Genomic DNA, 10415 nt, shown 5'->3' on the forward strand with positions numbered 1-10415 from the left:
GCGCGTTGGCCCGCGCCGCGCCGGATCCACTCGCGGAAGGTCATCCCGTCGCCGGGCACCGTCCACGGTCCCTGCGGCGACCGGACGCACAGCACCGGGGCGTCCAGCGCGTGCCGGGCCCAGGCCGTCCGCGGATCGCCCCGGCTCACCCGGGTGGGCGCCAGGTTCCGGTAGCCGTCCAGGGCCGCCCACACCGCCTGGCGCCCCGAGCGCCAGCCGGACCACTGCCCCTCCAGCAGCGGCGAGTTGGCGAACGCGGCCGTCAGGACCGCGCCCAGCACGTGCGCGAGGAACCAGCGCCGCCGGATGCCGAACGGCCCCCGCCCGGCGACCCCCGCGTCCAGGCACACCTGGACGGAGGCGGAGGAGCACATCATGATGCGGCCCGCCGGGCCCGTACGGTCGAAGAAGCTCTCCATCGCGCGGTAGCGGGGATCGTCCAGCAGCCGTCTGCCGCCGCGTACGTCCAGCCCCCGGCCCACCAGACGGATGCCGTGGCTGCTCAGCCGTGCCCGCGCCGCGGCCAGGTCGGCGCCGACCGCTTCGACGCACGCGGGGAGGGAGTCCGCCGGCCGGGAGCTGAACTCGACCTGGCCGCCGGGTTCGAGAGTGACCACCGAGGACAGCGACAGTTCCCTCAACCCCGCCACCGCCGCCCCCAGGGCGGCCGCGCCGACTGCCGTGTCCTGTTGCGCTTGCCCCGCCCCCGGTGCCGGTGGCACACCGTCGGCGGGGTGGACCAACCACTCCAGCTCGACCCCGACCCGGCGCGGCGGCCCGGTCTTGAAGCAGATGCCCCGTACCCGTGCCAGTGCCGCTTCCTCGGTCAGCAGCTCCCGCACGTCTCCCGACTCGACGACGGTCATCACCCGCCTCCTCGGTTCCAGCGCTCGCGCGGCGGCGGACGTGAGGCCGCCACCATGCGAACCGGAGCCCGCTCGGCTCCCCCAGACTGCCTACCCGCCCCGCTCGGTCCGGGGACTGTTCTCGGCCAACCGGTTCCGCGACGGCACGTGCTCCGGCGGCGTCGCCGGAGCGGAACCTTCCGGGCTGAGCCGGATGTTGTCAGCCGCTGTGCCGTGCGCGGTGCCGTGTTCCTCTGGGGCAGCGGCGCGGGCCTGTGCTGCCCGCGCCGGGAATCGAGCGGGGGCTTCGGGCGGGCCCATGGGGTGCGGCAACGAACCGCGGCCGGGCCGCCCTCTGGACGGCGGGGCGGCCCGGCCGCGCCGGCAGCCGAGGGGGCCGGCCGCGTCGGCCTTCGCCGCACCGGGCCCGGCTAGTCCTCGCCGTACTGGGTCTCGGCGGGGGAGCGGGGTTCTCCGTGGTACTCCGGGTCGATGGCGTTGGCCGCGCCCAGCGCGGTGAGCAGCCAGGCGTCGTCGCGGGTCCGCAGCCGGGCGGCCTCCCGGTGGGCCAGCGCGGCCTCCAGTTCGTCCAGGGCCTGCGCCAGCCGGTCGCTGTCGGGCCCGTCGGCCGAGGCGTCGAGCACACGTTGCCGTGCCTCTGCCACGCCCGCCTTCGCGTCCTCGTAGAGCAGGTCGAATTGCGCCTTTTCGGGATCAGTCATGGGGTATGTCGCCGAGTTCCTCGGTTGCCGTGCGGGTTCGGTCTTGCGGAGAGAGATCGACGGAACCGTACCCTGTGCGCTCCCCGGTATGCCGTCCGGCACCCGTGCCACGGTCCGAACGGCACCACCGAAACGATGGCTTCGGGAGTGTCCGGTGGCGGTCCCGGCGGCGCGGCGCACCCAACGCCGGTGTCCTCCTCCCCGCTTCGCCGCCGTGCGCCGCCGCGTGCGGGCGGTGCCTCCTCGCGCACGCCGTGACCGGTGGCGACGCCTTCACCCGCCCGGCCGTCGCACGTCCCGCCGCCCCGATCCCTGCCGCACCTGCCGCACCTGCCGCCACGGCCATCCTGGTCAGGACCGGTGGGCGGTGTGGCCGGATTCCGGGGGTGGCAGGCCCGGGTGCGGGCCCGGTTGGGGCGGGTGAGGGTCCGAGTGTGCCCGATTCAGCTGTTGTGCTTGACGATGGTCCATACCTTCGGCACGGTGCTGTGCCGTGACGTGAGAGCGCTTCACCCCCCACTTCCGAGGAGCGCGTGTCATGGCGACGACACCCAAGGGCCGCCCCCTGCCCGGAAACCGGACCGGTACCGCCACCGGTCCGCCCGGGCGGTCGCGTGCCCGGCCCGGACGGTCACCCGCCCGGACTCCGCCACCGCCTGCCTGACGCTTCCCGCGCACCGCGCGTCCTCCCCGCCCTCCCGGGCGCGCGCGGTGCCGGCGCCGTCCCGTCCGGTATCACCCGGACGAGACCCGCCGGGGGCGGGGACGCGCTGCTCACACACGCCCACACGCACCGACCGACACCGCATGGAGGCTCGCCCATGACCCCTCTCAGCCGACGCGGACTGCTCCGCACAGCCGTGGCCACCGCCCTCGCCGCCCCCGCCGCCGGGTTCCTCGCCCAGCGCGCGAGCGCGGGCGGTCCCCAGCAGCCGAAGGCGGCCGGTCTGCCGCTGAAGATCGTCAACAACAGCGGCGCGTACGACAACGGTTCGGTCCATGTCTACATCGTGGGCAACGACGGCACCCACCAGTGCTACGTCACCCCCGGCGGTGAACTGAAGCAGGTCCAGCTCTCCGACAACGGCCCCGACGGCTTCACCGACTACGCCATCCCCCTCACCGGCACCGAGACCACCGTCCAGCTGCCTCAGATGTCCGGCCGGATCTACATTGCCTGCGGCGAGAAGCTGAAGTTCAAAGCCGTGGACGGCGGGCAGGGCGCGGCACTGGCCTACCCCGCCGGATGGGTCGAGTCGGACCCGAACTACCCCGTCGTGCACGACTGCGCCGAGTTCACCCACAAGAACGGCGCGATGTACTGCAACACCACCATGGTGGACATGTTCAGCGTGCCGCTGGCCATCGGCCTCAAGGGCGACAAGGACCAGACCACCGGCACCCTCAAGCCCGGTGCCCGGGCGCGCGTCTTCGACCAGGTGCGCTCCGCCGACGGGTTCTCGAAGCTCGTCGTGGACGACAAGCGTGTCATCGCACCGGGCCACGGCATAGGCTCCGGCCTCTTCGCCGACGACTACTTCGCCCCCTACATCGACGAGGTCTGGTCGGCCTACGCGGGCAAGGATCTGAAGGTCACCACCAACGCGGGCACGTTCACCGGGCGGGTCAGCGGCGACACGCTCTCCTTCTCGGGCCCGGCCCAGGTCTCCTTCCGCAAGCCGACGACGAAGGACGTGCTCTTCTGCGACGGCGCCCTCGCCGCGCCCAACGACGGCACCACCGGCCCCGTCGCCGCGGTGCTCGGCGCGGCCTTCAACAGAACCACCCTGCTCACGACGGCGGAACAGCCCACCACCGACCCGGCCGGCTTCTACCAGGGCGACCGCACCCACCACTACGCCAAGGCCATGCACGCCGCGACCGAGGACGGCAAGGCCTACGGCTTCGCCTTCGACGACGTGGCCGGATTCGCCTCCTACATCGAGGACGGTGCCGCCCGGGAGATGACGCTCACGCTGACGCCCTTCGAGTAACCTCCGGCCGCTGATCCTCCGGCCGCCCGTGTCCCCACGGCCCGCCGCGGACCTGGCCGCTTTTTGCCGCGCCGGCAACAAACCTCGCCCCGCCTGCGCCTCAGGCCGGAAGATCGGTTCCGAGCCGCCGGCCGGGCGGGCCGGCCGACGCCGGTCCGGGCAAGCGGCACGAGGGGCACAGCGGCGGTACAGGAGGACACATGTCAGCACAGGCCACGACGACGCAGCCGACCCACCGGCTGGTCGCCACCCCAGCCGGCCGGACCCACCTGGTGGAGCAGGGGAGCGGGCCACTGGTCCTGCTCCTGCACGGGTTCCCGGAGTCCTGGTACTCGTGGCGCCACCAGCTGCCGGCCCTGGCGGCGGCCGGCTACCGCGTGGTCGCGGTGGACGTCCGCGGGTACGGGCGCTCGTCCCGTCCCGCGGACCCGGCAGCCTACCGGATGCTCGACCTGGTGGAGGACAACGTCGCGGTGGTGCACGCCCTGGATGCCACCTCGGCGGTGGTCGTCGGGCACGACTGGGGCGCGACCATCGCCGCGCACTCCGCGCTGGTGAGGCCGGAGGTCTTCCGCGCGGTGGGGCTCCTGAGCGTCCCCTACACCCCGCCCGGCGGACCCCGGCCCAGCCAGATGTTCGCCCAGATGGGCGGGGACGAGGAGTTCTACGTCTCCTACTTCCAGGAGCCGGGGCGGGCCGAGGCCGAGATCGAGCCCGATGTGCGGGGCTGGCTCGCCGGTTTCTACGCGGCCCTGTCCGGCGACACCATGCCCGCGGCCGACGCCCCCGACCCGCACTTCGCCGGCCGGGGCCGCACCCTGCGCGAGCGCTTCCCCGCCGCGCGGCCCGCCTGGCTGACCGAGGAGGTCCTCGACGTCTACGCCGGGGAGTTCGAGCGGACCGGCCTGACCGGTGCCCTCAACCGCTACCGGAACATGGACCGCGACTGGGAGGACCTGGCCACCTACGGCGGCGCACCCCTCACCCAGCCGTCGCTGTTCGCGGGCGGCGGCCGGGACGCCTCCACCACGTGGCTGTCCGACGCCATCGCGGCCTACCCGACGACCCTTCCCGGGCTGCTCTCCTCGCGGATCCTGGAGGACTGCGGACACTGGATCCAGCAGGAGCGTCCCGCCGAGGTCAACCAGCTCCTGATCGACTGGCTGGCCGCCCTGCCCGAGTGAGCCGCCGCCTCCCTGCAGCGCGGCCGCGCAGCAGGGAGGGACCGGGCCGCCGGCCGCGGTGCCGGGACTTCTCCCCCTACGTCCCCGTGCTCCCGTTGCGGCTCCCGTGCGCGCCGGCCGGACGGCGCCCGACTCGCCCCGGGCACCCCGGTGTTCACGTATCGGTCTCCCTGCTCCATGATGTCCGCGGACAGCGGCGCTCGAACGGAGCGTCGAAACGGGGAGGGAGTTCGCAGTGGACAGACGCAGGTTCCTCAAGGGCGCGGTCGCCCTGCCGGCCGCGGGGCTGCTGGCGTACGCGGGCGGCACGGGTGCGGCGGTGGCCGGGGAGCGTACGGGTGCCCGCCCCCGCACCGCCGCGCCCTCGGACTGGATGGCGGCGCTTGCGCCGTCCACCACGCTGAACTCGCTCACCCTGCCCGGCACCCACGACTCCGGCGCGCGCTTCGGCGGCCCCTGGGTGGAGTGCCAGGACACCCTGATCGCCGACCAGCTCCTGGCGGGGGTGCGCTTCCTCGACGTGCGCTGCCGGGCCATCGACGGCGTGTTCGCCATCCACCACGGGGCCTTCTTCCAGCACCTGATGTTCGGTGACGTGCTGATCGCCTGCCGCGATTTCCTCGCCGCCCATCCCGGCGAGACGGTCCTGATGCGAGTGAAGCAGGAGTACTCCGACGTGAGCGACGCGGAGTTCCGGAAGATCTTCGACGTCTACCTGGACCAGAAGGGATGGCGCTCCCTCTTCCGGCTCGACAGCACGCTGCCGACGCTGGGGGAGGCCCGCGGCAAGGTCGTCCTGCTGGCCGACAACGGAGGGCTGCCCGGCCCGCGGTGGGGCGACACCGCGCTCTTCGACATCCAGGACGCCTACCAGTCCGAGCCGTTCGCCAAGTACCCCAAGATCGAGGCGCAGTTCCGCAAGGCGGCGGCCCAGCCCGGCCCCCTCTACATCAACTTCGTGAGCACGGCGGCCGGACTGCCGCCCGCCTCCAACGCGGACCGCCTCAACCCCCAGGTCCGCGACTTCCTCAACAGCTCCGAGATGGCCGGGAAGACCGGTCTGGGCATCGTCCCGATGGACTTCCCCCAGGCGGAGCCCGGCCTGCTGGAGGCCGTCCTGAAGCACAACCCGGCACGCTGACGGCCCGGCCGCGCCGGGAGGGGGTCCGGGCAGGCTCACGACCCGTTCGTGGCCTGCCCGGACCGCTGCTGGGTGAGGGGCGCCGCGATGTCCTCCAGGCCGCGCCGTTCCGCCGGAACGGCCAGGGCGACGGCCACGAGTCCCGCCACCGTCATCAGCCCGGCACCGATCCCGAAGGCCAGCACGGTGTCGCCGGCCACTCCCGTCCCGGTGAGCTTGGCGAAGACCAGCGGGCCGCTGATGCCGCCCGCCGCGGTGCCGACCGCGTAGAAGAAGGCGATCGCCAGCGCGCGGGTCTCCATCGGGAACACCTCGCTGACTGTCAGGTACGCGGAGCTGGCCCCCGCCGAGGCGAAGAAGAGCACCGCGCACCAGCAGGCGGTCAGGGTGGTGGCGGACAGATGGCCGCCGCCGAAGAGCCAGGCGGTGCCGAACAGCAGCACGCCGGAGAGCAGATACGTCCCCGAGATCATCGTCCGCCGTCCGAGGGTGTCGAAGAGCCTGCCCAGCAGGAGGGGGCCGCAGAAGTTCCCGGCGGCGATCACGGCGTAGAAGTACCCGGTCGTCCGGGAGGGGACGTCGAAGAAGGTGATCAGGATGGTGCCGAAGCCGAAGGTGATGGAGTTGTAGAGGAATGCCTGCCCCAGGAAGAGCGCCAGTCCCAGCACCGCCCGCTTGGGGTAGTGGGTGAAGACGGCGCGGGCGATGAGCCCGAAGCCCACGGCTTTGCGCTGGTGGATGGTGATCGGGCCGGCGGGCGGCGGCAGCTCGCCGCCCCGGTCCCGGAGCGTCCGGCGCTCCGCGCGGCGCACCAGCTCCTCCGCCTCCGCCCCGTGGCCGTGGATGAACAGCCAGCGCGGGCTCTCGGGCACATGGCGCCGCACCAGGAGGATGACCAGGCCCAGGACGACGCCGAGCGCGAAGGTGAGGCGCCAGCCGACGTCCGGAGGAAAGATGCTCGTGTCCAGCATCAGGATGGACAGCAGCGCCCCGCCGGCCGCGCCCAGCCAGAAGCTGCCGTTGATGATGACGTCCACCTGGCCCCGGTACCTGGAGGGGATCAGCTCGTCCACCGCGGAGTTGATGGCCGCGTACTCGCCGCCGATGCCCAACCCGGTCAGGAAGCGGAAGAGGAAGAACCACCAGCTCTCGAAGGACAGGGCGGTCATGGCCGTGGCCGACAGGTAGACGGCGAGGGTGAGCATGAACAGCTTCTTGCGGCCCCGCCGGTCGGTCAGCCAGCCGAAGAACAGCGCGCCCGCGCAGGCCCCGGCCACGTACAGCGCCGCGGCCAGGCCGGTGACCTGCCCGGCGCTGATGTCCAGGCCGCTGTCCGGCTCCGACAGCCGGCCGGCGACGTTGCCGACGACCGTCACCTCCATACCGTCCAGGATCCAGACGGTGCCGAGCCCGACGACGATCATCCAGTGCCAGCGCGACCAGGGGAGGCGGTCCAGCCTCGCGGGCACGTCCGTGGTGACCGCCCCCTCCTCGACCTCCGCCCCCAGCTCGCCCCGCGGCTCCTTCCCGGCCATGCCCTCACCCTCCGTTCCCGGTGTGCGTCAGTGGCGCATTGCAGGTCCCCCGCGGAAACGGGTTCACTCAGGTGCACCTCGACGGCACACGGCGCACCGAGCGACGCCAGGAGGAAGGCCGCGCGGCCCACGGCGTTCCGCCGCCGACGGGAGCCGGCCGCGGGCCCGCCCGGCGCGGCCGGACGGGGGCGCACACGTATGACCCGGGCGGGAAGCTTCCCGCCCGGGTCATACGGTGGCGCCGGAACCGGTCCGGTGGCCACGCGTCCCACGCCGGCGGCGCAGGACCGGCTTCGGTGCTGCCGCACCGCCGGGCCTCCCCCTTCCCGGCGGTGGCGGCGACGGCCATGGCGGTCGGAGTCGTCCGCCATGGCCGTCGCCGCCCGTGTCATGGGCCGCGGTTCACCGGGGCCGCGCGGGCGGGCCGGGACCGTACGCCTTCCCCGCGAGCACCGGACACCGTCGCGCGGTGGGTCCTGGCTTGCCGGTCGCGTGTGCCTGCGCCCGTCACGCCACCCGTCAGGCGGCCTGGTCCGTCACCGCGATGTGCGGGGCGAGCGCGGTGACGCTGAGGCGGCCGTTGTCCACCCAGGCGGGGAACTTCAGCGTCTTGTGGCTGCGGGAGGCCGGCGGCGTGACCTGGAGGTAGGAGGCGTGCCGGGCGCCGGAGGTGCCCTCGTTGGCGTGCGTCCAGGACACGACGGCCTCGGCGCTCGCGCCCTTCTTGAGCGTGAGCGTCTTCTTGCCGGGGTCCTTCGCGTACCAGGTGTCGCCCCAGTGCACGGAGGAGCCCAGCGCCCGGTGCCCCGATCCCTCAAGCCCCAGGCCGGGGTAACCGCGCAGGAGGCAGGTGTGGCCGCTGGTGTTCTTCAGCTTGAGCACCACACCCGCGTGGTTCATCCCGCCGCCGAGCTTCTGCCCGAACGAGGCGGTCAGCCCCGAGGCCGTGCAGGTGGGCGTCGCCGCGCGGCTGCCCGCGGCCTGCGCCGCGCCGGCCCCCGCGAGGCCGAGTCCCGCGACGGCGACGAGGGCCAGCCCCGCCCCGCCGATCCGCTTGGCCAGACGCCCCCGTGCGGTGCCGTTGCTGTGGTGCAGTTCGGTCATGTCACTCATGACAGTGGTTCCCCTCCCGAAAAGGCGTTTCCGTGTCGTACAGGAGATTGGATGCCATTGCGGAGTGAAAAGTTCTCCGCATACCTAATCGAACACTGTGATGTGCCTCACTTTTCCTGGTGCTCTCGCGATCCGGCCGGAGCGGGGCAAGGGCCCGTGTGGCCGGGGCGGGGACGGGGCCGGGGCGCGGGAGGCGACGGGAGAACCGAGTGGCACCCGGCCGACCCCTACCTCCTGTCACCAGGCATGGAACCGCTCACCGACCCGGAGATACGGGCCTGCTTCGTCAACTGCTCCAAAGGAGAGGCCCGGAGGATGTACGTCCCACGGGATCTGGAGGAGCGCCCCTGGGGAGATCTGGACTTCTTCGGCTGGCGGGATCCGGGTGCCCCCGACCGAGGGCACCTAGATGAGTGAGTCCGATGTCTTTAGTGGTCGTACGCGATCAGTGAGCGCTTGACCGTTGCTCCGGTGTGCCAGTTGTGCCAGATCGCGGTGGCCAGGGCCAGCAGGCGTTGTCCTGTGCGGGCGAAGACTCCGGCCGGGGTTCTGCCGCCGTGTTGTTCGAGGCTGAGCTGTCCCTTGAGGGTGTCGATGACGGCCTCGATCCACTGGCGGATGCGAGCGACCTTGCCGAAGCGGGCCGGTTCGTCCCTGCGGTCCGGCCGTACCAGGTGGGCGCCGAGCCGGTCGGTGACGAAGTCTTCGAACTCCCGGCCGGCGAAGCCCTTGTCGGCCAGGATCACCTGCCCGGCCCGGATCAGGTGGTGGTCGCGTTCCAGCAGGGCGGCCATCACTTCCCGCTCTCCGAGTTTGGGGTTGGCCAGGCACCAGGTGACGGGCATGCCCTCGGCGGTGGTGACCAGGTAGAGCCGGAATCCCCAGAAGAAGCGGGAGTGGCTGCGGCAGTAGCCGTATCCGGCGTGCCCGGCCAGGCCGGAGCGTTTGACGGTCTCGCGGGAGGCGGCGCAGGGCAGCGGGGTGGAGTCGGTCAGGCGCAGGCCGTCGTGCCAGGTCGGGACCTGACGGGTGAGCATCTCGATGGTGTGGCTGATCAGCGGCCCGGCGGCGTTGAGGCGTTTGTTGTAGGCGGACTGCTGGGGCAGGTAGCGGAAGAGGTGGCCGAGGCGGGCGTGGGCGAAGCGGATCCAGTGCCGGGCGGAGGGGAAGCCCAGCAGGACTTGTGCGACTGCCAGGCACAGCAGTTCGCTGTCGGTGAGTTTCGGGGGTCGCCCGATCCGGCGAGAGGGAGCCACATGGTCGTCGATGAACACGTAGAGTGCCGCCAGAAGGGCGTCCAGGTTCGAAGTCACACTCAGACCAACGGGCGCCCTTCGCCATGGTCGCGGCCAGCACAAACATCGGACTCAATCATCTAGTCGCCGAGTACGACGGCCGCCCCGTCGGCGTCGCACTGAGGGCCTCCACCGGAGTGCTACCGCAGCTACACGAAGACGACGGTCTGTTCCGTGTGCCTGACCTCCCACCCGGGCACCGGGGTGGCACTGCTGGCGGCCCCGAGGCCGGGAGCGGCGGGACGGCAGGGCAACACGGTGGGGGCCTACCTGTGCGCGGACCTCGCCTGCTCCCTGTCTGTGTGTGTGGGGGGGGGGGGGGGGAAGGAAGCAGGTCGGGGGCGTCCGGCGCGGGGGAGAAACGCTCACCCCCGAGCAGAAGATCGACCGCCTGCGCGGCAACCTCCGGGAGTTCCTGGTGAAGATCGGTGTCGACGACATGGATCGGTGAGTCACCGGGCCATGCCGCTCCCGTATGCGGGGTCCGCTGGTCCGGCCCCTCAACGGGTACGTACTGATGCGGCGGAGCGGGTGGGAGGGTGTTCCTCCGACCCGCTCCGGGTGTCGCATGCGTGTGTGGTGTTGT

At 72.4% G+C, this 10415-nt stretch carries 8 protein-coding genes and 2 pseudogenes; 5 read left to right on the plus strand and 5 right to left on the minus strand.

The features are described 5' to 3' along the window. Both FM076_RS30265 and FM076_RS30270 read right to left on the minus strand, forming a co-directional pair. A pseudogene (locus tag FM076_RS30265) lies at positions 1 to 866 on the minus strand (glutamate-cysteine ligase family protein); the annotation flags it as partial. A gap of 410 nt (positions 867 to 1276) precedes the next feature. After that, a complete protein-coding gene (locus FM076_RS30270; RefSeq protein ID WP_173874019.1) occupies positions 1277 to 1567 on the minus strand; it encodes a hypothetical protein in 291 nt (96 codons plus the stop codon). 821 nt (positions 1568 to 2388) lie between these two features. Here FM076_RS30270 and FM076_RS30275 point away from each other — a divergent pair. From FM076_RS30275 to FM076_RS30285, 3 genes are all read left to right on the plus strand, one after another. After that, entirely contained in the window at positions 2389 to 3561 is a 1173-nt protein-coding gene (locus FM076_RS30275; protein WP_173874020.1) for a beta-1,3-glucanase family protein, read from the plus strand. 200 nt (positions 3562 to 3761) lie between these two features. Then, complete coding sequence (locus FM076_RS30280; protein ID WP_173874021.1) at positions 3762 to 4745, plus strand: alpha/beta fold hydrolase; 984 nt, start codon at positions 3762 to 3764, stop codon at positions 4743 to 4745. A gap of 235 nt (positions 4746 to 4980) precedes the next feature. Next, positions 4981 to 5886 (plus strand): phosphatidylinositol-specific phospholipase C domain-containing protein, encoded by a 906-nt coding sequence (locus FM076_RS30285; protein WP_173874022.1) that lies wholly within the window; start codon positions 4981 to 4983, stop codon positions 5884 to 5886. A gap of 35 nt (positions 5887 to 5921) precedes the next feature. On the opposite strand, the gene FM076_RS30290 is transcribed toward FM076_RS30285, so the two are convergent. Beyond that, entirely contained in the window at positions 5922 to 7421 is a 1500-nt protein-coding gene (locus tag FM076_RS30290) for an MFS transporter (RefSeq protein WP_173874023.1), read from the minus strand. Positions 7422 to 7940: 519 nt separating this feature from the next. After that, the gene (locus FM076_RS30295; RefSeq protein ID WP_428815106.1) at positions 7941 to 8534 is read right to left on the minus strand and encodes a DUF4232 domain-containing protein; all 594 of its coding nucleotides are present in this window, start codon (positions 8532 to 8534) and stop codon (positions 7941 to 7943) included. Between the two features lie 246 nt (positions 8535 to 8780). Here FM076_RS30295 and FM076_RS30300 point away from each other — a divergent pair. Then, positions 8781 to 8942 (plus strand): annotated as a pseudogene (locus FM076_RS30300) (FBP domain-containing protein); the annotation flags it as partial. Between the two features lie 20 nt (positions 8943 to 8962). Here the strand turns inward: FM076_RS30300 and FM076_RS30305 are convergent. Further along, complete coding sequence (locus tag FM076_RS30305) at positions 8963 to 9847, minus strand: IS982 family transposase (RefSeq protein ID WP_173874025.1); 885 nt, start codon at positions 9845 to 9847, stop codon at positions 8963 to 8965. Positions 9848 to 10033: 186 nt separating this feature from the next. Between FM076_RS30305 and FM076_RS35425 the strand changes: the two genes are divergently transcribed. Beyond that, the coding region (locus FM076_RS35425) for an FBP domain-containing protein (RefSeq protein WP_430625940.1) at positions 10034 to 10415 on the plus strand (382 nt) is incomplete at its 3' end.

The sequence above is a fragment of the Streptomyces albus subsp. chlorinus genome (assembly GCF_013302895.1).
GTDB classification, from domain to species: Bacteria; Actinomycetota; Actinomycetes; order Streptomycetales; family Streptomycetaceae; genus Streptomyces; species Streptomyces chlorinus.

Bases quoted from the DNA above. Each gene is read 5' to 3' on its own strand.
- FM076_RS30280 (WP_173874021.1), top strand. From the start codon at position 3,762: ATGTCAGCACAGGCCACGACGACGCAGCCGACCCACCGGCTGGTCGCC.
- FM076_RS30290 (WP_173874023.1), bottom strand. From the start codon at position 7,421: ATGGCCGGGAAGGAGCCGCGGGGCGAGCTGGGGGCGGAGGTCGAGGAG.
- FM076_RS30275 (WP_173874020.1), top strand. From the start codon at position 2,389: ATGACCCCTCTCAGCCGACGCGGACTGCTCCGCACAGCCGTGGCCACC.
- FM076_RS30270 (WP_173874019.1), bottom strand. From the start codon at position 1,567: ATGACTGATCCCGAAAAGGCGCAATTCGACCTGCTCTACGAGGACGCG.
- FM076_RS30295 (WP_428815106.1), bottom strand. From the start codon at position 8,534: ATGAGTGACATGACCGAACTGCACCACAGCAACGGCACCGCACGGGGG.